Origin of the sequence: Mycolicibacterium sphagni, assembly GCF_002250655.1 — a bacterium.
GTDB lineage: Bacteria > Actinomycetota > Actinomycetes > Mycobacteriales > Mycobacteriaceae > Mycobacterium > Mycobacterium sphagni.
Window position 1 is genome coordinate 46582 of the sequence record NZ_NOZR01000008.1, and the last position, 22078, is coordinate 68659.

The following is a 22078-nucleotide window of genomic DNA, read 5'->3' on the forward strand; positions in this document are numbered from 1 at the left end:
CCGGGGTGTGTGTCTATCTCATCTGCCCGGCACCGACATAGGGATACGGGCTCTTCAACAGCTCACCCTCGGCAAACCGAGACAACCGGAAGTCCGTCTCGGGAATCCGCGGATCGTTGCTGCGGCCGTCGACCACCAGGTCGGCCACCAGCCGGCCGACGGCCGGCGCGATCTTGAATCCGTGACCGCTGAAGCCGGCCGCAACGAACAGTCCGTCGTGGCTGGTGGCCGAGATCACCGGATTCCAGTCCGGAGTGACGTCATAACAGCCGGCGTAGCTGGTGGTGATGGCGGCGTCGGTGAATCCGGGGAAGCGAGTGCCCACCTTGTCGACAGTGAGGTCGACGAAATCCTCGGTGGCACGATTCAGGTAGTCGTCGGGGTCCACGGTTGCGACGTCGGACAGGTCGCTGTTGCCGAACAGCACGTCGCCGCCGACCTCGGGGCGCACATATTGCAGCGACACCAGATCGGAGAACACCGGCACCGGCCCGAGTTCGACGCCGGGGGAGACCATCACGATCTGCTCGCGAACCACCCGGATCGGCACGTCGATGCCGTAGGGCGCCAGGAACGGCCGTGTCCACACCCCGGTGGCGACGACGACGCTGCCCGCGCTGATCTGGCTGTCGTCGGCCAGCCGCACCCCGGTGACCGCGTCACCATTGGTGAGCAGTCCGGTTACCATGGCGCCCTGTCGGATTCGCACGCCGACGCCGCGTGCGGCGACGGCGAACGCCTGTGCGGTCTGGTAGGCGTCGCCGTAACCTCCTCGCGCTTCCCAGCCGAACGCGGCGAACGGCGACAGGTCGGCGAACGGCCACAGCCGGGCCACCTCGTCGGTGCCGATCTCCTCGGTCTGTACGCCCACGGCGCGCTGGGCGGCCATGCTCTTGCGCAGCGCGTCGACGTTGGGTTCGCCGACCCCGACGACATACCCGGTCTGTCGGAAGCCGATATCGTCGCCGAAGATCTCCTCGGCTTTTTCGAACACCTCGAGGCCGACGGTCGCCATCGCGGCCAGCGAGCTCACTCCGTAATGACAGCGCACAATCCCGCTCGACTTGCCGGTCATTCCTGATGCGACGGTATTACGTTCTGCCACAACCACATCAGTGATGCCACGTTGGCTCAGAGCCCAGGCCGCAGCACATCCCTCGATGCCGCCGCCGACGATGACGACGTCGGCTGTCTCGCTCACAAGCCCGCCCCGGGAATCCACGACGTACCGGCCAGCGGCACCCGGGCCATCGCCGCGGCCTCGATGGTCACCGCGACGAGATCCTCGGGTTCCAGGTGCAGCAGGTGGGCCTTGCCGCAGGCCCGCGTGATGGTCTGGGCTTCCATGGTGAGCACCCGCAGGTAATTGGCCAACCGCCGGCCGCCCTCCACGGGGTCCAGGCGGGCCGCCAGCTCGGGATCTTGAGTGCTGATACCGGCCGGGTCGCGTCCGTCCTGGAAATCGTCGTAGAAACCGGCTGCACTGCCGAGGTTTTCGTACTCGGCGGCGTACTTCGGGCTGTTGTCACCCAGTGCGATGAGCGCGGCGGTGCCGATCGCGACGGCGTCGGCGCCCAGCGCCATGGCCTTGGCGACGTCGGCACCGGTGCGAATGCCGCCGGAGACGATCAGCTGAACCTTTCTGTGAACCCCGAGTTCTGAGAGTGCTTGTACCGCTTGCGGAACCGCGGCCAGCGTGGGGATGCCCACATGCTCGATGAAGACGTCCTGGGTGGCGGCGGTGCCACCCTGCATCCCGTCGACGACGACCACGTCGGCGCCTGCGGCCACCGCCAGCTTCACGTCGTAGTAGGTGCGGGTGGCGCCGACCTTGACGTAGACGGGCTTTTCCCAATCGGTGAGCTCGCGCAGCTCGTTGATCTTGATGGTCAGGTCGTCGGGTCCGGTCCAGTCTGGGTGCCGGCAGGCCGAGCGCTGATCGATCCCCTCAGGCAGGGTGCGCATCCCGGCAACCCGCTCGGAGATCTTCTGCCCCAGCAGCATTCCGCCACCACCGGGCTTGGCGCCCTGTCCGAGGACCACTTCGATGGCGTCGGCCTTGCGCAAGTCGTCAGGATTCATCCCGTAGCGCGACGGAAGATATTGGTAAACAAGATATTTGGATTGACCCCGTTCCTCGGTGGTCATGCCGCCGTCGCCGGTGGTGGTCGACGTGCCGACCTCACTTGCGCCGCGGCCCAGTGCCTCCTTGGCCGGGCCTGACAGTGCACCGAAGGACATGCCGGCGATGGTCACCGGAATATCCAGATGCAGAGGGTGTTTGGCATGCCGGCCACCAAGCACTACGTCGGTGCCGCAGCGTTCGCGGTAGCCCTCCAGCGGGTAGCGCGACATCGACGCACCCAGGAAAAGCAGGTCGTCGAAGTGGGGTAGTGGACGCTTGGCGCCCCAGCCGCGGATGTCGTAGATGCCGGTCTCGGCGGCACGTTGAATCCCCGCGATGGTGGCGCGGTCGAAGGTCGCCGATTCACGCAGGCCCAGGCGGGCACGATCGTCTTGGTTGTATGTCATCTAATAAACCGCGCTGTTGTCGACGTGGAAGTGGTAAAGCTGACGGGCGGAGCCATAGCGGGTGTAGGCGGCGGTGTCGTCGTCCTCGAAGCCGGCGGCCTTCAGCAGGCGGCCGAGCTCTTCGTGGTGTTCGGCCCGCATCTCCTTCGCAATACAGTCGGCTCCGAGTGAGGCCACCGCGCCGCGGACGTACAGGCGCGCTTCATAGATCGAATCACCCAGTGCTTCCCCGGCATTCCCGCGAATCACCAGGCGGCCGGCTTGAGCCATGAACGCGCTCATGTGACCGACGTCGCCACCGACGACGATGTCGACTCCTTTCATCGAGATCCCGCACCGAGCCGCGGCGTCACCCTCGATGACGAGCAGCCCACCGTGTGCGGTGGCACCGGCTGACTGGGACGCGTTGCCCTTGACCCAGACGGTGCCGCTCATCATGTTCTCGGCCACCCCGGTGCCGGCGTTGCCGTCCACGGTGACCTCGGCGTGCTTGTTCATCCCCGCGGCGTAATAGCCGACGTGGCCGTCGATCTCGACGTGGATCGGCGCGTCGAGGCCGACCGCCACGTTGTGGGCGCCAGCAGGGTTGGTGATCAGGAAATCACCGCAGATGCCAGGCGCGTGCAGGGCGGCATTCACCTCACGCAGCGGTGTCGTGCTCAAGTCGAACCGGGTTGTATCCCCGGGCCGCTGCGCTTCTGCCCGGCGGATCACCTCGTCCATGCGTACACCACCTCTGGCTCGGGCTCCCAGATCGCCGCCTTCTCGACTCCGGGAAGCCCTGCCAGCGCACGGTATTCGCTGCCCATCGCTACCCATTCCCCGGTCTCGGCTATCACGGCCGGCTTGCAGGCGATCGCGTCGCGGACGACGGCGAACGAGTCGTGGTTGGACACCAGCAGGGTGTAGAAGCCGTCGAATGTGGCACACAACTCCTTCAGGGCTGTCTCCACATCCCGGCCGCGCGCCAGCTGCTCGGCCACGTACCGCGCACCGACCTCGGTGTCGTTCTCGCTGTCGAAGGCGACGCCGGCCGCCATGAGGTCGCGGCGGATTGTGGCGTGGTTGGCGAATGAACCGTTGTGCACCAGGCATTGATCCGGCCCCACCGCATACGGGTGAGCGCCGGCCGGGATCACCGCGGACTCGGTGGCCATCCTGGTGTGGCCTACGCCCTGCCAGCCTTGGGCTTTGGCCAGGCCCCAGGCCTCGGTGAGCGCCTTGGGATGGCCAACACCCTTGAGCACAGCTAAGTTTCGGCCAAAGCCGGCGATCAGCGCGTGCGGGTAGTGTGCGGTGACGGCCGCGTGCAAAGTCTCCGGTGCGGCATCGGCCGACACCAGCAGCGTCTCGTCGACGCGGTGCACCGACACGTCGACGCCCAACGCCGCATGCAGTGCGGCAGTCATCTGCTCCGGGCTGTCATCGACGTCGAGGACGGACACGGTGCCCTGCCCGGGCGGCGACCATCGGGGATCGCCGTAGACCGCCACGCCGGCTGAATCGCTTCCGCGGCCAGACATTTCACAGAGCATGCCCGTCAGCAGTTCACCGAGCCGGGGATAGAGCTCAGGGTTGCGCAGGTGAAGACCCACGATCCCGCACATGGTTATTCCTTCCTCGCCGGTCAGAATGCGGTCAGGTACTGGTCGACCTCCCACGGACTGACCGTGCTGTGGTAGGCGAAGAACTCGTCGCGTTTGATCCCGGCGAAATAGCTGGCCACCCCGGCGCCGACGGCGTCAAGCACACCAGTGATCACCGCGTCACCCTCGAACTCTTCGACGGCGTGCAACAGCGTGGGAGGCAGGGCGGTGCGGCCGGTCGCACTTCCGATCGCGCCGGGGTCGAGGCTGCGCTTGATGCCGTCGATGCCGGCACCCAGAGCCGCTGCGATGGCCAGATACGGGTTGGCCGATCCATCGCCGCCGCGTAGCTCCACCCGCTGGGAGTCCGGGACGCGGATGTAGTGGGTGCGGTCGTTGCCGCCGTACGTCGGTAGCTTCGGCGCCCAGGATGCGCCCGAGGCTGTGGTCAGCGCTCCGGTTCGCTTGTAGGAGTTGACCGTTGGCCCTACAACGGCCTGCAATGCGCAGGCGTGATCGAGAATGCCGCCGATGAACGAATAAGCGGTCGGGGATAGTCCCAGCCCGCGGTCGTCGGAGTTTTCGGGGAACACCGGCGCGCCGCCGCTGGTCAGCGACAGGTGCAGATGTAAGCCGCTGCCGGTGCGATCGGAGAACGGCTTGGGCATGAAGGTGGCGACCATGCCGCGTTCAGCGGCGATCATCGACAGCAGGTAGCGCAGCGTGATGACCCGGTCCGCGGTGGTCAGCGCGTCGGCGAATTGGAAGTTCTGCTCGAACTGGCCGTTGCCGTCTTCGTGGTCGTTGGCGTAGTTCGACCAGCCCAGGGTGTTCATCGCCGTAGAGATGGCGGTGAGGTGGTCGTACATCCGGGTGACGCCGCGTGCGTCGTAACACGGCTGGGCCGCGGTGTCGGCGGTGTCCGCGGTGGCCAGGCTGCCGTCGGACGCCCGGGTCAGCAGGAAGTATTCGACCTCGGCGCCGACCCAGGGTTCGAAGCCGGCGTCAGCGGCCCGCTGGATCAGTGACTTGAGAATGACCCGCGGTGCGTACGGCCACGGCTGGCCCTCGACGTGCGGATCGCAGTGCACGATCGCCAGGCCCTCTTTGATGAACGGGATCGGCGTGAACGACTGGGGGTCGGGGATCGCCATGATATCCGGGTCTTTGGGCTCCTGGCCCATGGCTCCGACGGCGTATCCGGCGAATCCGACGCCCTCGGTGGCCAAGAGGTCTATCGCCTCGACCGGAACGAGCTTCGCGCACGGCTTGCCGCGCAGGTCGACGAACAGCGCGAGCACGAATTTGGTACCCGCGTCTTGTGCCAGTGTCTGCAGGTTGCCGACCATGCTGAGCCCTTGTCTCTCAGGAGGAATCGCTATCTCATGACATTAAACCATCGTATCGGGTTCCGCATGTCCATCCGGATCCTGTCGCACGAGCGCGGAGCCACGCCACTCTCTGCGAGATTGCTGAAGGAATGCTGGATAACCGCACCTCGGTGGGGTGGTCGGGCGCTCGCGTGCCGACGGTGCCGACTGACCACCGAAGCGGTCAAGTGTTTCCGATCGTTACTTACGGTTTATTTATGTGAAACACCCGAGGCGTCCACTGACAGTGCATAACGACCACTGGGCTTAGAGCCGGCAGGCGAAGGGAACACGACATGACGTCCACGAACGTCGCAGAGAACTCAGGGTTGCACAAGGGCACCAATTGGTGGGGTGCGTTCGTTATCGGCCTGGCCGGACCGATCCTGGTGACGGGCATCGCTCCACCAGCCGTACAGTCGCTGGGCGCGGCTGCGGTGCCACTGATTGCGGTGACCACAGCTCTGGGGGTGCTGCTGTGCCTTTTCGCGGCTGAACTGGCGGCCGTTATGCCACACCGCACAGGGGGGCTTCCCTCCTATGCGACAGAGTCTTTCGAACCCATACATCCCGGCATCGCGACTCATCTGGGCGGATTGTCGGCTTGGGCCTACTGGCTGGGCTGGTTTCCGGTGGCCCCCATCAACATGATCCTGGCATCGGCCTACATCACGCAGCTCTTCTCGATCCCCCAGGGGCGGTCGTTCCTGCCGTTCGGGGATATCGGGAGCCCGATAACTCTGGCGGTGTTGATCATTTCCATCGTCGCCATCGCGATCATGTATGTGCCGGCCTATTTTGGTATCAAGCTGGGGGCCGGATTCGCGACGGTCATGGGCATCGTGTCCATGGCGCCGCTGACTTTGCTCATCCTGCTGCCGTTCTTCCGCCCGAGTTCGATGACGTTCGGCAATCTGTCTGGCTTCCACTTCGCGCCGGGTGTGGTCGGCAGCCCGACGCTGATCCTCGCGTGGATGTTCGTCATGACGTGGTCGGTGCTGGCCATGGAGGCGGCGGCCTGTTATCTCGGTGAGTGCCGGAACCCGGCCCGCGACGCCAAGATCGCGATGACAGTCGAAGGAATCTATGGCTTCTTCATCTTCGTGATGACCGCGGTGGTGCTCGTGCTGGTGTTGGGCGTGGCCGACAATGCCGACCCGTTGACCATCTTCTCCACGTTCATCAACAAGATCACCGGTACGTCCGGTGGGTGGGTCCAGTGGGCGATCGGGCTGCCTTTGATCGTGGCGCTGTTGCTGTCGGTCCTCAACGCGATCATGGGCTGCGCACGCTCGCTGTACCAGACGGCCGAGGACGGCGTATTGCCCCGCTGGTTCGGTCGCTTGAATAAACACGGTGTTCCCGGCCGGGCAATGGCTTTCAATGTCGTCTGCTCGATCGTCATCCTGCTTTTCGGCAGCCCGCTGCGCATCTACATCATCTCGAATATCGGCTATCTCTTCGCCTGTGGCATGGCCTTTTTCGCCTACTTCGCGCACCGGCAATTACGCCCCGCGATTGAGCGACCCGTCCGGCTGCCTGGCTTCATGAGGTGGGTGGCGCTCGCTGTCGGGATCTTCTGTGCGGTGCTGTGGGTCTTCGGCGGCTGGAACAGTCCGTCGATTGTGGTCGGAACGCAAAGCCATTCGCTGTTCTTCGTGGGGCTGCTTGTGCTGGCCGCCTATGTCCCGCTGCACTTCTGGCGACGTATCGCCGACCGAAGGATAACCGTGGCGTCGACGTCGGTGGCGGAACCCGCGTGACCGCGGTACTGCGGCGCCTCGGGGCGCGCAGGGGTGATGCACCGCCGGACTCGCCCCGCGACCTGGTGATCGTCCTGAGGCCGGATGCGGCGGCTTGCGCAGACCTCATCGCGGCTGCTTGCGAAGCCAATTGCACTGTGGCCGTTGTGCTTCCGCTAAAGATTCACGGATATTCGCTCGGGATGCCGAACCCAGGTCTCATGCCCACCGCCCGGGAACGTGCGGCAGCCGAGGAGGCCATCACCACGACCGTCAATCGGCTGCGGAAGGCCGGGGTGGACGTCGATGGGCAGATCGTCGTCACCCGCCATGCCCACCGCGCGATTCCGCGCATCGTGCGGCGTCGCGGTGCCACCCGCGTGATCGTGGCAGGCTCGAGCGCAGGCCGGCTTCGCCGCCTCATCGAGGGCGACCTACACAGCCAGCTCCGCCGGCGCCTTCGGCCGATCGCAACCGTGGACTCGATGCCGAAGGCCGGGTAGTCGCTGCGCCGATCGTGCTGGGTAGGGCGGCGGCGACACAGTCTTTGGTTGTCGTGCCCGTGGGTTGTTGCGTCCACTGACAGTAGACCCTGCGATAAAATCGCCCGATGACCGAGCTGCAAGGGCGCATACACCGCGACAGCGGCGACCCCGCACCCACGGAGCGGGAAGTGTCCAGCACGACTGCGCGCCGGCCGACACTCGAGTTGGCCATTGCCGCTCAGGTCCGCGCATTGCGGCGCGCCACCGGGCTGTCGGTTGCGGAAATGGCCGCCAAGACAGGTCTGTCGAAGGCAATGCTCTCCAAGATCGAGAATGCCCAGACTTCTTGCAGCCTCACCACTCTGGCGAAACTGGCTGACACCTTGGATGTACCGGTCACCGCGCTGTTTCGTGGAGCCGACAACGGCCGCGAAGCCGTATTCACCGAGGCGGCCAAGGGGTCGGTGATCGTGGGACGCGGCACCCGCGTCGGGCACCACTACGAGCTGCTGGGTGCCCTGCGGGGCCAACACAAGAGGCTCGAACCGGTGTTGGTCACGTTGACTGACAAGAGCGAACCCTTTCCGCTATTCCAGCATCCGGGCACCGAGCTCCTCTACATGCTGGAAGGCGTGATGGTGTACGGGCACAACGACAGCGAATACACCATGCGACCCGGTGATACGCTGCTTCTGGACGGCGAAGGGCTGCATGGTCCCCGCGATCTGGTTCGGCTGCCCATCCGATTCCTGGCGGTGACCGCCTATCCCGACTTCCACGACTGATCGCGGTCGCACGGATTGAATCCGGCCCGTCCATGTCCTCGGAATCAGGGCGATCGACTTCAGGAAGGCGATATGCGACGACGACCACGGTGGATCCTCACGATCGCCGTACTGGTCATTGCGGTGGGTGTGGCCGTTTGGTCGAAATATTTCGACGGGCCGCCCGAGAAATGCAAGCCGGTGATCGACTTCCTGGACTTCAGTCGGTCGCAGGCCGCCAAGATCGATTCCAAGGGCAATGAGGGGATCCCGACGGTCGCCGAGGACGCCGCCTACCAGCAGTGGGCGGACGGCCTGGCGGAGCGCTCTCAAAAGGTGACCGATCCCGGCCTGGCGGCGCAAACAACCGAGATCGCCCAGCTGGCCAACCAGTTCGTGACAGGCCTGCCGACGCTGCGCTCGCAGACTCAAGCCCGCGCACCGGGTGCGCCGCCGCCACCTCAGATGTACGAGATGTCACTGCTCAACGAGCGGATCGTCACCAAGCTCGGGGACCTGCGGAAAACCTGCTCCTGACCAATTGAGCACGATCTCGTCCAGCGGTAGCCGCTCCCGCGGCCGCGCGTCGCGCTCAGCGACCTCCGGGGCCGTCGTCACGTAGTCGCCCTGGGATCCGACGGCGACGACCGCCAGCGGGTGCACCCCGTCCGGCAGGGCGAATGCGGCACGGGCGCCGTCGACATCGAAGCCGGCCATCGGATGCACGATCAGGCCGCGGGCCACGGCCTCGATGGACAGGTTCGCGATTGCGGCACCGGCGTCGAGCGCCGAGTACAGCGCGGTCCGGTCATCTTCTCCCGCATCGGCGCACACCAGGATCAGTGCGCCGGCCGCGTTGGCGTAGCTGTTGCCGCGGCGGAGCAGGCCGGTCATCGTGCTGAACGGGTCCGAACCCCGCACGCCGACCACGAACCGCACCGGCTGGCGATGCCCCCACGTCGCGGCCCAGCGAGCGGCCTCCAAAAGCGCGATCAGCTGCTCAGACGTGATCACCGCATCCGGGTCGAAGGCGCGCGGACTCCACCTGGCGGCGATCGGCGGGTGGATCGGCACCAGGGTGCGGGCGCCACGGTCTGAGGGTGGGACGGCGCGTTGGTCAGCCACTGGTGAGACGTTACCGCCGATCCGGGCGGCAAAAGCAGGTGCTTTGACCCCTTATCCTTAAAGCCGACATCCCACTCTTTCGAAAGGGCAGACAGTGGCGCTCGTCGTGCAGAAGTACGGCGGATCCTCGGTGTCGGACGCCGACCGGATTCGCCGAGTCGCCGAGCGCATCGTCGAGACCAAGAAGGCCGGCAACGACGTCGTGGTCGTCGTCTCCGCCATGGGTGACACCACCGACGAGCTGCTTGACCTGGCCAAGCAGGTCTGCCCGGCACCGCCCGCCCGTGAGCTGGACATGCTGCTGACCGCAGGTGAGCGGATCTCAAACGCGCTGGTCGCCATGGCCATCGAGTCGCTGGGAGCCGAGGCCCGCAGCTTCACCGGGTCCCAGGCCGGCGTTGTCACGACTGGCACCCACGGCAACGCCAAGATCATCGACGTCACGCCCACCCGGCTGCAGTCGGCGCTCGACGAGGGACAGATCGTGCTGGTGGCCGGGTTCCAGGGCGTCAGCCAGGACACCAAGGACGTCACCACTCTGGGCCGCGGCGGCTCGGACACCACCGCCGTCGCGTTGGCCGCCGCCCTGCACGCCGACGTCTGCGAGATCTACACCGATGTCGACGGCATCTTCACCGCCGATCCGCGCATCGTGCCCAACGCGCATCGCCTGGACACAGTCAGCTTCGAGGAAATGCTCGAGATGGCGGCGTGCGGTGCCAAGGTGCTGATGCTTCGCTGTGTGGAATACGCCCGCCGCTACAACGTTCCGATTCACGTCAGGTCGTCGTACACCGACAAACCCGGCACGATCGTCACAGGATCTATCGAGGACATCCCTATGGAAGACGCCATCCTGACCGGAGTTGCCCACGACCGCAGCGAGGCCAAGGTCACCGTTGTCGGTCTGCCCGACGTACCGGGCTATGCCGCCAAGGTGTTCCGTGCCGTCGCCGATGCTGACATCAACATCGACATGGTGCTGCAGAACATTTCGAAGATCGAGGACGGCAAGACCGACATCACCTTCACCTGCCCGCGCGACATCGGCCCGACCGCGGTCGAGAAGCTGACTGCCCTGCAGGGCGAGATCGGCTTCACCAAGGTGCTTTACGACGACCACATCGGCAAGGTGTCGCTGGTGGGCGCGGGCATGCGCAGCCACCCCGGCGTGACCGCGACCTTCTGTGAGGCGCTGGCCCGCGTCGGCGTGAACATCGAGCTGATCTCGACGTCTGAGATCCGAATCTCGGTGCTGGTCAAGGACACCGAGCTAGACAAGGCTGTCGCCACGCTGCACGAGGCGTTCGGCCTCGGCGGCGAGGAAGAAGCCGTCGTCTACGCCGGAACGGGGCGGTAGCCATGGTCAACATCGGCGTCGTGGGAGCCACCGGCCAGGTCGGCCAGGTGATGCGCGCTCTGCTGGAGGAGCGCGACTTCCCGGTCACCAGCGTGCGGTTCTTCGCCTCGGCCCGCTCGGCCGGCAAGAAGCTGCCGTTCCGCGGGCAGGAGATCGAGGTCGAGGACGCCGCGACCGCCGACCCTTCGGGCCTGGACATCGCACTGTTCTCGGCGGGCGCGACGATGTCGCGGGTACAGGCGCCGCGGTTCGCCGAGGCGGGCGTGGTGGTCATCGACAACTCGTCGGCCTGGCGCAAGGACCCCGACGTTCCACTGGTGGTGTCGGAGGTCAACTTCGCAAGAGATGTCGGAAACCGCGCTCGATCCCTTTCCAAAGGCATTATCGCCAACCCGAATTGCACCACCATGGCCGCAATGCCGGTGCTCAAGGTGCTGCATGACGAGGCGCAGCTGGTGCGGATGATTGCCTCGACCTATCAAGCGGTGTCGGGCAGTGGTCTGGCCGGTGTCGACGAGCTGGCCACCCAGGCGCGCGCGGTGATCGACGGCGCGGAGGAACTGGTGCACGACGGCGCCGCACTGAACTTTCCTGAGCCGGTGAAATACGTTGCGCCCATTGCGTTCAACGTGGTGCCGCTGGCCGGTTCGCTGGTCGACGACGGCTCGGGGGAGACCGACGAGGACCAGAAGCTGCGCAACGAGAGTCGCAAGATCCTCGGTATCCCCGAGCTCTTGGTCAGCGGTACCTGTGTGCGGGTGCCGGTCTTCACGGGGCACTCGCTGTCGATCAATGCCGAATTCGCCCAACCAATTTCGCCCGTACGTGCTGCCGAGCTGCTGTCTGACGCACCCGGGGTGAAGCTCGTCGACGTACCGACGCCGTTGGCCGCCGCCGGCGTGGACGAGACCCTGGTCGGACGTATCCGCCAGGATCCCGGCGTGCCGGGCGGTCGTGGGCTGGCGCTGTTCCTCTCGGGCGACAATCTGCGAAAAGGTGCAGCACTCAACACCATTCAGATCGCCGAGCTGCTTGCCGCCGAGCTCTGAGGCGGGTTCCTCTTGCGCCGAAACCGACGTTTGGGCGTGAAACTGCGGGCAATCTGCGCTATTTCGTCGATCTCGGCACTCGTGCTGTCGCCGGTTGCGACCGCGGACCCGCCGAGCCCGGCACCCGATCCGATCCTGGCGCCGCTCGCTCCAGGTCAGGTGGTGCGGATCGGGCCGATCGCCGGCACCGGAACCCCGACTCGCGACTACGGTATCGGCGCCACCGATCTGTGCGAGTTCATGGAATTCCCAACCGAATTACTGCAGATCTGTGGCGATAGCTTCGCCGGTCAGGGCGTCGGGTTCGGCGGCTGGTTCTCACCGGTGGCTCTGCATGTTTCCGGTGACTCGGTCGACGACCCCGATGGGGTGCGCTACACCGGAGTCACCGGCGTGGACAAGCCACTGCTGGCTGACCCCGCCCCGGCCGGTTCCTCGCAGCTGCCGGCAGGCGTCGTGCAGATCAACCGGCAGAACTACCTGCTGGTGACCACCACCAAGGACTTGGTTCCGCACACCTCGCGGTTGGTGAAAGCGCAAGCAGGACAGGGCGGTTGGCAGACCGTACCGGGTTCGCTGCGCGACGCGGCCCACGCGGGCGGGCGTCAGACCCAGATCAGCGGCTACTACGACCCGATCCCCACGCCGGACTCACAGACCGGCTGGGTGTACGTCGTGGCCAATAATTTCGATCGGTCCGGTCCGGCGGTGTTGTACCGCGCCACTCCGGAGACGTTCACCGACCGCTCACGATGGCAGGGCTGGGCGGCTGGCCCAAGCGGCGGCTGGAACAAGACGCCGACACCGTTGTGGCCGGACAAGATCGGTGAGATGAGTTTCCGCGAGGTCGACGGCAAACCCGTGCTGTCCTATTTCAATGCCAGCACCGGCAACATGGAGATGCGGGTGGCCTACGACCCGACCGGTCTGGGCGCCGCTCCGGTGACGACGGTGGTGCATGCGGGGGACTGGCCCGACCCGGTGGATAGCCTGCCGGCACCGGACGACAACCGGCTTGCGCAGCCATACGGCGGCTATATCTCGCCAGGCTCGACGCTCGATGAAGTGCGGGTCTTTATCAGCCAGTGGAACACCACGCCGCGCGACCGAGCGCCCTACCGAGTGCTCCAGTTTGCGGTCAACCCGATCAAGCCGTGGTGAGTGGGTTGATCAGCTTCGCCCGTATGCGCAGTAGTTGAATTTGAGCAACTCCCAGGAGTAACACCGGCCACAGCAACCCTGACGCCACGATGAGTGGGAAGCGAACGCGGTCGCGCACGGCCTCACCTGCGCGAAAGGCTTCTGAGAACACCCATACCAGGAAGGTGGCCAGAGGCATGCCGGTGAGATAGAGATAGAACAGCACCGTGAACTCTCCTTAGAAGCAACCCCTGCGATATAGTTGCAAAGTTCGCTGGCGCTGTCCAGTGCTACCCCGTGCCCACCGGCACCGGCAACCATCCCGTGCGGGTCCTCATTCATAGTCAACTCAAAGGTCCGACCTAGCCCGCACTGGGCAGCAGGCTCGCATGATCGATTCATGACCGAAACACCCGAGCGGGCCGACGAGCCCGCAACCAGTCCCGTTGCCACTCTCGAACCCCCGCCACCGCCGCGCGCGTACTACGGGCCGGTGGAAGTTCATACCCGTCCCAACCGGCTCTACCAGGCCGTCGCGTGGGTTGCCATCGTCGCCGGCACGATCTTCATCGTCGGCGCCGTCTTCTTCACCGGATTCGCCCTCGGACGCCACAGCGGCGGCCACGGCGGCTGGCACCATCACCACGGCGGTGATGGCGATAGCGGCCAGCAGTTCCATCATCACGGCGATGGAATGATGCCGGGCTTCGGGCCTTGGGGCCCGGGAGGACCCGGCGGCGGCCCGGGTGGACCCGGCGGCGGCCCGGGTGGCCCCGGCTTCGCCCCGGGTGGTCCGGGGAGCACCGGCCCCGGTGCGACCGCCAGCCCAACACCGCGTCCCTGACGTAATTACCGAGCTGCCCAGCGCCCTCTTCCCCCCGAGGGCGCTGGGCTTTCGGTTGTTTGGGGCAAATCCGTGCAAGGCGGGTACCCGCTCCCTGTAAGGCGCCCACAGCCTGAGAGAGGCACGAAAGATGACAGAGAAGTATGCGACGACGGATGCCGGTGCGCCGGCCCCAAACTTCGAACACTCACTGACCGTCGGGCCTGACGGCCCGATTCTGCTGCAGGACCACTACCTGATCGAGCAGATGGCGAACTTCAACCGTGAGCGCATTCCGGAGCGCCAGCCCCACGCCAAGGGTGGCGGCGCATTCGGGTCGTTCGAGGTGACCCAGGACGTCAGCCCATTCACCCGGGCGGCGTTTCTGCAGCCTGGCACCACGACCGAGATGGTTGCCCGGTTCTCGACCGTCGCCGGTGAGCGCGGCAGCCCAGACACGTGGCGGGATCCCCGCGGGTTCGCGTTGAAGTTCTACACCACCGAGGGCAACTTCGATCTCGTCGGCAACAACACCCCGGTGTTCTTCATCCGGGACCCGCTGAAATTCCAGAACTTCATTCGCTCGCAGAAACGCCTGCAGTCCTCCAACCTTCGCGACCACCACATGCAGTGGGACTTCTGGACGCTGTCGCCGGAATCCGCACACCAGGTCACCTGGTTGATGGGGGACCGCGGTATCCCCAAGAGCTGGCGCCATATGAACGGCTACTCCAGCCACACCTATAGCTGGGTGAACGCGGCCGGTGAGCTGTTCTGGGTGAAGTATCACTTCAAGACCGATCAGGGCGTCGAATTCCTTACGCAGGAGGAAGGCGATCAGCTGGCCGGCAGCGACGGCGACTATCACCAGCGCGATCTGTACGAGTCGATCGAGGGCGGCAGCTTTCCGAGCTGGACACTGCACGTGCAGATCATGCCGTTTGAAGACGCCAAGACCTACCGCTACAACCCGTTCGACCTCACCAAGGTATGGCCGCACAGCGACTATCCGTTGCACGAGGTCGGCCGAATGACGTTGAACCGCAACGTTACCGACTACCACGCCGAGATTGAGCAGGCCGCTTTCGAGCCGAACAACGTGGTACCCGGCACCGGCTTGAGCCCGGACAAGATGCTGTTGGCCCGCGGGTTTTCCTACAGCGACGCCCATCGGCACCGGCTCGGGGTGAACTACAAGCAAATCCCGGTCAACACACCCAGAGTCGAAGTGCGCAGCTACTCCAAGGACGGCGCGATGCGCATCCACAACGTCAGTGATCCGGTGTACGCGCCGAACTCGATGGGCGGCCCCGAGTTCGATCCGGCGCGAGCCGCGGAGGTGCACTGGGCCTCAGACGGCGACATGGTCCGGGCGGCGTATGCGCTTCGCCCCGAGGATGACGACTGGGGCCAGGCCGGCACGATGGTCCGCGAGGTGCTTGACGATGACGCGCGGGACCGGCTGGCGCACAACATCATCGGGCACGTCTCGGACGGCGTCAAAGAGCCGGTGCTGTCCCGGGTGTTCGATTACTGGCGCAATGTCGACCCCGACCTCGGCAAAAAAGTCGAAGAAGGAGTGCGCGCCGGGCTGGCATGATCGATGCCATGAGTATCGATGTCACCTACACCGCGGAGTCCACGGCCAGCGGCGGGGGGCGCGACGGTCATGTGAAGTCCTCGGACAATCGAATAGATCTGGATACCAGGCCGCCGAAAGAGCTGGGCGGCAGCGGTGAGGGGACCAACCCCGAGCAGCTGTTCTCGGCGGGCTACGCCGCGTGTTTCCTGGGCGCGGTTCAGCTGGTAGCCCGCAAGGAGAAGATCTCGCTCGACAGTGCATCGGGCGTCACCGCGCAGGTCGGATTCGGCAAGGACGCCGACGGCGGGTATGGCATCACCGTGCGCCTCATCGGCTACCTCCCGGGTCTGGAGCACGCGCAGGCCGAGGAGCTGATGAGCAAGGCGCACCAGCTGTGCCCGTACTCCAAGGCCACCCGCGGAAATATCGACGTCACGCTGGACGCCAGGGTCTGAGGCGATGCGTCTTCGCGCGGCGACGGCCGTGTTGGTTGCCGGTGTCTGCTTGGCCGCACCGGCCAACGCCCGACCGTCGGATCCGGGTGTGGTGTCCTACGCCGTGCTGGGCAAGGGATCGGTCGGCAATATCGTCGGCGCCCCGATGACGTGGGAATCGGTGAGCACTGATCCGGTGCAGGCGTTCTGGGTCGACCTGCCCGTCTGCAACAACTGGGCTGACATCGGCCTGCCGGAGGTCTTCTACGATCCCGACCTGGCGTCGTTCAACAGCGCGACCACCCAGACGTCGGCGACCGACCAGAACCACCTCGTCAAGCAGGCCGTCGGGGTGTTCGCCACGGCCGACGCCGCCGCCCGAGCCTTCCGCCGCGTCACTGACCGCACCGTCGGCTGCGCCGGGCAGACGACGGCCATGCACCTCGACGACGGGACGACGCAGGTGTGGTCGTTCGGCGGAGCCGCGCCCACCGCCACCGACGCGGTGTGGGTGAAACAAGAAGCGGGTACTGATCGGCGGTGCTTCACCCAGACCCGGCTGCGGGAGAACGTGCTGCTGCAGGCCAAGGTGTGCCAGTCCGGCAATGGCGGGCCCGCGGTGAACGTGCTCGCCGGCGCGATGCAGAACACGCTGGGTCAGTAGCCACGTCACGGACTTGTCATCCGGGATCGAGGGAAATTTGTCGGTGCGGTCTGGAAGATGGAAGCCATGACGTTTGTCGTCACGTCTGAGCCGGGCCGAGCACGCAGCGGGCCGGCCGCTGGCGAGCGCGTTCTGGCCAGCTCATCCTCGGCCGCATTGCACATCGCCGGCGCCACTCTTGACGACGGTCCGGTCGGCCGGGTCGGCCTGGAACTCGAGGCGCACTGCTTCGACCTCAACGATCCGCGCCGTCGTCCGGACTGGTCGGAGCTCGGTGACGTGATCGCCACGGTGGGCTCCCTGCCCGGTGGCAGCGCCGTCACCGTGGAGCCGGGCGGCGCGGTCGAGCTGTCGGGCCCGCCGGCTCAAGGTCCGGTCGCCGCGATCGCCGGGCTCACCGCCGACCGTAAGGCCCTGCAATCGGCGTTCGCCGAGGCGGGCCTGGGCCTGGCACTGCTGGGCGCCGACCCGCTGCGGCGCCCGCACCGGATCAGCCCCGGTCCCCGCTATCAGGCCATGGAACGTTTCTTCGCCGCCTCGCACACCGGCGCCGCCGGCGCGGCGATGATGACGTCGACCGCCTCGATCCAGGTCAACCTCGACGCCGGCCCTCGCGACGGCTGGGCCGAGCGGGTACGGCTGGCGCATGCCCTCGGCCCGACGATGATCGCGATCGCCGCCAACTCGCCACTGCTTGCCGGGCGGTTCACCGGATGGGTGTCCACCCGCCAACGCGTCTGGGGGCAGCTGGACTCCGCGCGGTGCGGCCCGATCCTGGGCGCCAGCGGCGACGACCCGTGCACCGACTGGGCCCGTTACGCGCTCAAGGCGCCGGTGATGCTGGTGCACAGCCCGGATGCGGTCGCGGTCACCCAACATGTGCCGTTCGCCGACTGGGCTGACGGCGTGGTGCTGCTGGGCGGGCGCCGGCCCACCACCGCCGACCTCGACTACCACCTGACCACGTTGTTCCCGCCCGTGCGGCCGCGGCGCTTCCTGGAGATCCGCTACCTCGACAGCGTGCCCGACGACCTGTTGCCGGCCCTGGTGTTCCTGATGGTGACGCTTCTCGATGATCCGGTCGCCGCCGAGCTCGCCGCCGAAGCCGTCGAGCCGGTCGCGACGGCGTGGGACCTCGCAGCCCGGGTCGGCCTGGCCGACAACCGCTTGTATGAGGCGGCCAATCGTTGCGTGGCGGTGGCGGCCGAACGCGTGCCCGCGGAATTATCCGAGTCGATGCTGCGGTTGGTGCAGAACGTGGAGGATGGCCGCTGCCCAGCCGACGACTTCGCCGACCAAACCATTCGGAGCGGTATCGAGGGTGCCGTCCTGCAGATGGCCAGGCCGGCATCGTGATCGGGCGCGAGATCCTGGCCCGTGACCTCGACCGGGCCCGCCAGCGCACCCTGACCCTCACCGACTTCGACGACGCCGAGCTGCATCGCCAGTACGACCCGCTGATGAGTCCGCTGGTGTGGGACCTCGCTCACATCGGGCAGCAGGAAGAGCTGTGGCTGCTGCGCGACGGCGACCCGCACCGGCCGGGCATGTTGCCCGCCAATATCGAAGGCCTGTACGACGCGTTCGTGCACAGCCGGGCCAGCCGCGTCGACCTGCCGCTGCTCTCGCCGGCGCAGTCGCGCGCCTACTGCCGCAGCGTGCGGGCCGCGGCGCTCGACGTCCTGGACACCTTGCCCGAGCGCGATGACGACGCCGAGGTCGCGTTCCGCTTCGGCCTGGTGATCAGCCACGAGAACCAGCACGACGAAACCATGCTGCAGGCACTCAATCTGCGCAGCGGCTCGCCGATCCTGGCCCAGCGCAGCACGCTGCCCGCCGGGCGCTCCTGGCTGGCCGGCACGTCGGTTCTGGTGGCCGGCGGTCCGTTCGTGCTCGGTGTCGATGTGCAAGCCGAACCTCTGTCGCTGGACAACGAGCGGCCCGCCCACGTGGTGGACGTCCCGGCCTTCCGGATAGGCCGCGTTCCCGTGACCAATGCCGAGTGGCGGCAGTTCGTCGACGACGGCGGCTACACGCAGCAGCGGTGGTGGTCACCGCGCGGGTGGGAGCATCGGGTTCAGGCCAACCTGACCTCACCCGAGTTCTGGAATCCCGACGGCAGCCGGACCCGGTTCGGCCATATCGAGGACATCCCCGGCGACGAACCCGTACAGCACGTCACCTTCTTCGAAGCCGAGGCCTACGCGTCGTGGGCGGGTGCGCGGTTGCCCACCGAAATCGAGTGGGAGAAGGCCGCGGCCTGGGATTGCGGTATCGGCGCCCGTCGCCGCTATCCGTGGGGTTCCGACGAACCGAATGAGCGGCTGGCCAATCTCGGCGGCGGGGCGCTGCGGCCCGCGCCCGTCGGTGCCTATCCCGCCGGGGCGTCGGCCTGCGGGGCCGAGCAGATGCTCGGCGACGTGTGGGAATGGACCACGTCGCCGCTGCGGCCGTGGCCCGGTTTCACGCCGATGATCTATCAGCGGTATTCGGAGCCGTTCTTCGACGGTGACTACAAGGTGCTGCGCGGCGGTTCGTGGGCGGTGGCCCCCGACACCCTGCGGCCCAGCTTCCGTAACTGGGATCACCCGATCCGCCGGCAGATATTCTCCGGTGTGCGACTGGCCTGGGACGCCTGATGTGCCGGCATCTCGGATGGCTGGGTGAGCCGGTGTCGGTCGCCTCGCTGGTGCTCGATCCGCCGTGCGGCTTGCGCGTGCAGTCCTATGCGCCGCGCCGGCAGAAGCACGGGCTGATCAACGCCGATGGCTGGGGCGTGGGCTTTTTCGACCACGGGGAAGTGCGAAGGTGGTGCAGTGCCGCTCCGCTGTGGGGCGACGTGTCATTCGCCTCGGTGGCACCGGCGTTGCGCAGCGGCTGTGTGGTCGCCGCAGTGCGCTCTGCCACGGTGGGCATGCCCATCGAGGCCAGCGCCACTGCGCCGTTCAGCGACGGCAGCTGGCTGCTGTCGCACAACGGAGTCGTCGACCGCGGGGTGCTGCCAGCGACCCGTGCCGCCGAATCGACGGTCGACAGCGCGGTACTGGCCGCGCTGATCTTCGACCGTGGCCTGGATCGTCTCGCCGACACGATCGCCGAGGTCGGTGCGGCCGATCCGGGCGCCCGACTGAACATCTTGGCGGCCAACGGATCTCGTCTTTTGGCTACCACCTGGGGTGACACGTTGTCGATACTGCGCCGCGACGACGGCGTGGTGTTGGCCAGCGAACCCTATGACGACCATCCCGACTGGCAGGACATTCCCGACCGTCACCTGGTCGACGTGGGCGTGGGCCGAGTGGAGCTGACACCGCTGAAAGGATCTTCGTGACGTTCACGCTGTCGAACTTCCTAGCCGCCGACTCTGCCGCGCACGCACTGCGCAACGACGTGCTGACCGGCTTGGCCCAGAATCCGAAATCGTTGCCGCCCAAGTGGTTCTATGACGCAGTCGGCAGTGATTTGTTCGAGCAGATAACCCGGCTGCCGGAGTATTACCCGACCCGGGCCGAGGCGCAGATTCTGCGCACCCAATCACCGGCGATCGCCGCGGCCAGTGGTGCGGACACCTTGGTGGAACTCGGCAGCGGCACCTCGGAGAAGACCCGGTTGCTGCTGACCGCCTTGCACGCCACCGGATTACTGCGCCGATTCATCCCCTTCGACGTCGACTCAAGCGTGCTGGAATCAGCAGGTGCGGCATTGGGAAGTGAGTACCCGGATCTCGAGATCGATGCTGTGTGTGGCGATTTCGAGGAACACCTGGCCAAGATCCCGAGCGGCGGCCGACGGCTGTTCGTCTTCCTCGGCTCCACCATCGGCAACCTGACACCCGGGCCGCGCGCGCAGTTCCTGGCGTCGCTGGCCGACGTACTGGACCCCGGGGACAGCCTGCTGCTGGGCACCGACCTGGTCAAGGAAACCGGTCGGCTGGTCCGCGCCTATGACGACAGCTCTGGTGTCACAGCCCGGTTCAACCTCAATGTGCTCGCGGTGGTCAACCGCGAACTAAACGCGAACTTCGACATCGCGGGCTTCCAGCATGTCGCCCGCTGGAACGGCGACGAGGAGCGCATCGAAATGTGTTTGCGGGCAACGACTCCGCAGCAGGTTCGCGTCGACGGGCTCGGGCTCGAAGTCGGCTTCGCGGCCGGGGAGGAAATGCTCACTGAGGTGTCGTGCAAGTTCCGCCCGGATTCCGTCGCGCAGGAACTCGCCGCAGCCGGGCTGCGCCGCACCCACTGGTGGACCGATGAGGCGGGCGACTTCGGCCTGTCGCTGGCGGTGAAGTGAGCACGCCGGAGACTCTGGCGCAGAGCTGGCGTGATGCCCGGTTGCCTGCTGCCGGTGTGCACCTCGACAACGCCGCATGTTCGCGCCAGAGCCTGGCCGCGATCGAGGCTGCCGCCGCACATGCGCGCCATGAGTCTGAAGTCGGTGGGTACGTCGCCGCGCAGGCAGCCGCACCAGCTCTCGATGCCGGCCGAGCCGGCGTCGCCGCGCTCACCGGGATGTCGCCCGAGGACGTGGTTTTCACCACCGGGTCAGGCAACGCTCTGCATCTATTGCTCGGCGTGTGGCCGATGGAGCGCACAGTGGCGTGTCTGCCCGGCGAGTACGGACCCAACCTGGCCGAGTTCGCGACAAGCGGATTCACCTGGAGAGCGCTGCCGGTGGACGGCCTGGGCCGGGTCGATCCCGATGCCGCACGAACGGTGTTGGCCGACGATCCGCCGGCGATGGTGCACCTGACCGCGGTCGGCAGCCACCGCGGTGTGGTGCAGCCGGTCGACGCGGTCGCGGCCGTGTGCCGCGAGATCGGTGTTCCGCTCGTCGTCGACGCGGCCCAGGCCCTGGCTCAGATCGATTGCGTGGCCCATGCCGACGCGGTTTACTCGTCGTCGCGCAAGTGGCTGGCCGGCCCGCGCGGCGTCGGGGTGTTGGCGGTGCGTCCGGCGCTGGCCGACCTGCTGCAGTCCCCGGAGTGGGCCGGGCCGTTATCGGCGCTGCAATGCCTGGAGTTCGGCGAGGCCAATATTGCTGCACGGGTTGGCTTTTCGGTAGCAGTCGGACAGCACTTGGCCGCCGGGCCCGAGGCGGTTCGCCAGCGGCTGGCTTCGCTGGGGAACCTCACCCGCACGATTCTGGCCGACGTGCCGGGCTGGCGGGTGGTGGAACCTGACGACGAGCCCACCGCGATCACCACCTTGGCGCCGACCGACGGCGCCGACCCGGTGCAGGTGCGTGCGCGGCTGCTCGCCGAGCACGGCATCGTGACCACCGTGGCCGGTGTCGAGCGCGCGCCGCTCGAGCTCACGGCGCCGGTGCTACGAGTGTCGCCGCACGTCGACGCCTACGCCGAGGACATCGAAACCTTCGCAACCGCGCTGCGCAGCGTAACCTGAAGCGGCTCAGTATTTCC

23 protein-coding genes are annotated in these 22078 nt (G+C 66.6%); 16 read left to right on the forward strand and 7 right to left on the reverse strand.

Annotation, left to right across the window (positions count from 1 at the left end; translation table 11 throughout):
* Positions 1 to 13 precede the first annotated feature (13 nt).
* Genes CG716_RS11375 through glnT form a run of 5 tightly spaced genes read right to left on the reverse strand, consistent with a single transcriptional unit; the run spans position 14 to position 5467 of the window.
* On the reverse strand, positions 14 to 1201 hold the full coding sequence (locus CG716_RS11375) for an NAD(P)/FAD-dependent oxidoreductase (RefSeq protein ID WP_094479522.1): 1188 nt from the start codon (positions 1199 to 1201) through the stop codon (positions 14 to 16).
* Positions 1198 to 2532: an FMN-binding glutamate synthase family protein gene (locus tag CG716_RS11380; protein ID WP_094479524.1), complete on the reverse strand. Its 1335-nt coding sequence runs from the start codon at positions 2530 to 2532 to the stop codon at positions 1198 to 1200. The genes CG716_RS11375 and CG716_RS11380 overlap by 4 nt, the downstream gene beginning before the upstream one ends.
* Complete coding sequence (locus CG716_RS11385; RefSeq protein ID WP_094479526.1) at positions 2533 to 3255, reverse strand: GltB/FmdC/FwdC-like GXGXG domain-containing protein; 723 nt, start codon at positions 3253 to 3255, stop codon at positions 2533 to 2535.
* Positions 3243 to 4139 carry a class II glutamine amidotransferase domain-containing protein gene (locus CG716_RS11390; RefSeq protein WP_094479528.1) on the reverse strand — a complete coding sequence of 299 codons (897 nt, stop codon included), beginning with the start codon at positions 4137 to 4139 and terminating at the stop codon, positions 3243 to 3245. Before CG716_RS11390 ends, CG716_RS11385 begins: the two co-directional genes overlap by 13 nt.
* A 20-nt stretch (positions 4140 to 4159) precedes the next feature.
* Complete coding sequence (gene glnT, locus CG716_RS11395; RefSeq protein ID WP_094479530.1) at positions 4160 to 5467, reverse strand: type III glutamate--ammonia ligase; 1308 nt, start codon at positions 5465 to 5467, stop codon at positions 4160 to 4162.
* Positions 5468 to 5784: 317 nt separating this feature from the next.
* Between glnT and CG716_RS11400 the strand changes: the two genes are divergently transcribed.
* The 4 genes from CG716_RS11400 (at position 5785) to CG716_RS11415 (ending at position 9016) form a co-directional block, all read left to right on the forward strand.
* Complete coding sequence (locus tag CG716_RS11400; protein WP_094479532.1) at positions 5785 to 7251, forward strand: APC family permease; 1467 nt, start codon at positions 5785 to 5787, stop codon at positions 7249 to 7251.
* A 200-nt stretch (positions 7252 to 7451) separates the two neighbouring features.
* On the forward strand, positions 7452 to 7733 hold the full coding sequence (locus CG716_RS29875; RefSeq protein WP_133066922.1) for a hypothetical protein: 282 nt from the start codon (positions 7452 to 7454) through the stop codon (positions 7731 to 7733).
* 107 nt (positions 7734 to 7840) lie between these two features.
* Positions 7841 to 8500, forward strand: a complete 660-nt coding sequence (locus CG716_RS11410; protein ID WP_094479536.1) for a helix-turn-helix domain-containing protein — start codon at positions 7841 to 7843, stop codon at positions 8498 to 8500.
* A 72-nt stretch (positions 8501 to 8572) separates the two neighbouring features.
* Entirely contained in the window at positions 8573 to 9016 is a 444-nt protein-coding gene (locus tag CG716_RS11415) for a hypothetical protein (protein WP_094479538.1), read from the forward strand.
* Here the strand turns inward: CG716_RS11415 and CG716_RS11420 are convergent.
* Positions 8957 to 9604 (reverse strand): nitroreductase family protein, encoded by a 648-nt coding sequence (locus CG716_RS11420; protein WP_094479540.1) that lies wholly within the window; start codon positions 9602 to 9604, stop codon positions 8957 to 8959. The two genes, CG716_RS11415 and CG716_RS11420, sit on opposite strands and share 60 nt — an antisense overlap.
* Positions 9605 to 9698: 94 nt before the next feature.
* Between CG716_RS11420 and CG716_RS11425 the strand changes: the two genes are divergently transcribed.
* From CG716_RS11425 to CG716_RS11435, 3 genes are read left to right on the forward strand one after another with little or no spacing between them, the layout of a single operon-like run.
* Positions 9699 to 10964 carry an aspartate kinase gene (locus CG716_RS11425; RefSeq protein WP_094479542.1) on the forward strand — a complete coding sequence of 422 codons (1266 nt, stop codon included), beginning with the start codon at positions 9699 to 9701 and terminating at the stop codon, positions 10962 to 10964.
* 2 nt (positions 10965 to 10966) lie between these two features.
* On the forward strand, positions 10967 to 12013 hold the full coding sequence (locus tag CG716_RS11430) for an aspartate-semialdehyde dehydrogenase (protein WP_094479544.1): 1047 nt from the start codon (positions 10967 to 10969) through the stop codon (positions 12011 to 12013).
* Between the two features lie 36 nt (positions 12014 to 12049).
* Positions 12050 to 13174 (forward strand): DUF4185 domain-containing protein, encoded by a 1125-nt coding sequence (locus CG716_RS11435; RefSeq protein WP_420093185.1) that lies wholly within the window; start codon positions 12050 to 12052, stop codon positions 13172 to 13174.
* On the opposite strand, the gene CG716_RS11440 is transcribed toward CG716_RS11435, so the two are convergent.
* A complete protein-coding gene (locus tag CG716_RS11440; protein WP_094479546.1) occupies positions 13161 to 13379 on the reverse strand; it encodes a hypothetical protein in 219 nt (72 codons plus the stop codon). The genes CG716_RS11435 and CG716_RS11440 overlap by 14 nt on opposite strands.
* 174 nt (positions 13380 to 13553) lie before the next feature.
* Here CG716_RS11440 and CG716_RS30175 point away from each other — a divergent pair, with 174 nt between their 5' ends.
* From CG716_RS30175 to egtE, 9 genes are all read left to right on the forward strand, one after another.
* Positions 13554 to 13997: a hypothetical protein gene (locus CG716_RS30175; RefSeq protein WP_094479548.1), complete on the forward strand. Its 444-nt coding sequence runs from the start codon at positions 13554 to 13556 to the stop codon at positions 13995 to 13997.
* A 130-nt stretch (positions 13998 to 14127) separates the two neighbouring features.
* Positions 14128 to 15576 (forward strand): catalase, encoded by a 1449-nt coding sequence (locus CG716_RS11450; protein WP_094479550.1) that lies wholly within the window; start codon positions 14128 to 14130, stop codon positions 15574 to 15576.
* A gap of 8 nt (positions 15577 to 15584) precedes the next feature.
* Positions 15585 to 16013, forward strand: a complete 429-nt coding sequence (locus CG716_RS11455) for an organic hydroperoxide resistance protein (RefSeq protein ID WP_094479829.1) — start codon at positions 15585 to 15587, stop codon at positions 16011 to 16013.
* A 4-nt stretch (positions 16014 to 16017) separates the two neighbouring features.
* Entirely contained in the window at positions 16018 to 16656 is a 639-nt protein-coding gene (locus CG716_RS11460; RefSeq protein WP_094479552.1) for a sensor domain-containing protein, read from the forward strand.
* 66 nt (positions 16657 to 16722) lie between these two features.
* Positions 16723 to 18012, forward strand: coding sequence for an ergothioneine biosynthesis glutamate--cysteine ligase EgtA (gene egtA, locus CG716_RS11465; protein WP_094479831.1), 1290 nt, complete (start codon positions 16723 to 16725; stop codon positions 18010 to 18012).
* Entirely contained in the window at positions 18009 to 19295 is a 1287-nt protein-coding gene (gene egtB / locus CG716_RS11470) for an ergothioneine biosynthesis protein EgtB (protein WP_094479554.1), read from the forward strand. Before egtA ends, egtB begins: the two co-directional genes overlap by 4 nt.
* A complete protein-coding gene (gene egtC / locus CG716_RS11475; RefSeq protein ID WP_094479556.1) occupies positions 19295 to 19987 on the forward strand; it encodes an ergothioneine biosynthesis protein EgtC in 693 nt (230 codons plus the stop codon). Before egtB ends, egtC begins: the two co-directional genes overlap by 1 nt.
* Positions 19984 to 20949, forward strand: a complete 966-nt coding sequence (gene egtD, locus CG716_RS11480) for an L-histidine N(alpha)-methyltransferase (protein WP_094479558.1) — start codon at positions 19984 to 19986, stop codon at positions 20947 to 20949. The genes egtC and egtD overlap by 4 nt, the downstream gene beginning before the upstream one ends.
* Positions 20946 to 22061 (forward strand): ergothioneine biosynthesis PLP-dependent enzyme EgtE, encoded by a 1116-nt coding sequence (gene egtE / locus CG716_RS11485; RefSeq protein ID WP_094479560.1) that lies wholly within the window; start codon positions 20946 to 20948, stop codon positions 22059 to 22061. Before egtD ends, egtE begins: the two co-directional genes overlap by 4 nt.
* The last annotated feature ends 17 nt before the right edge of the window (positions 22062 to 22078 follow it).